This window comes from Pseudoalteromonas sp. 0303 (assembly GCF_013349995.1).
Taxonomy (GTDB): Bacteria; Pseudomonadota; Gammaproteobacteria; order Enterobacterales; family Alteromonadaceae; genus Pseudoalteromonas.
Map to the genome: position 1 here is coordinate 1 of NZ_JABVXF010000116.1, position 621 is coordinate 621.

1 protein-coding gene is annotated in these 621 nt (G+C 40.3%); it reads right to left on the reverse strand.

Translation table 11 applies throughout. The features are described from left to right. Positions 1 to 621: flagellin hook IN motif-containing protein (locus HUS62_RS22375; protein ID WP_309473929.1), on the reverse strand; the 621-nt coding region annotated here is incomplete at both ends.

Consider the following 621-nt stretch of genomic DNA (forward strand, 5'->3'; position numbering starts at 1 on the left):
TGCATCATCATTACCTGTAACTGTAAATGATTTAGATGAATTTAGCTGTATAGCACCTAAAACACGAGTAGAGTCTGTTCCTGAACCATCATTTGCAGTATCAGCCGTTAATGTTACTGGCGCCGCAGCTTTTGTTCCATCAAAACCCATAGCAGTGATATCCGCTGTTAAAGCTGTACTTGGTGTACCATTGTCATCAACCGCATAGTCTTCAATTGTAATATCGTCACCATCTACATCCTCTAAAATAAGCTCATTATCTTCATTAAAAGATGCTGTAACACCTGTAGTAGCGCTTACCGCGTTAATACTGTCAGCAATACCAGTAAGACTTGCAGCAGCACTTATCGATGTTCCATTTAAGTCAAAAGTAACAGTGTCCTCTGTATCTGTGTAACCCGCACCTAATTCAAACTGAAGTTGGGTTTTAGCAAGTGCCTCCACACCCGTTTTATTAGAAATACCATTAATATCTGTAGCTGCTGTTTTTGCAGATGAGTTAGCTTGCATTGTAACAACTTCATCTTCACCATTTGCGCCCTTAATAGTGTAAGTCATAGTATTTGCAATTGGGTTTGCACCAGCAGTATCACCTGATGCAGTTAGTGCCTGACCAAAACC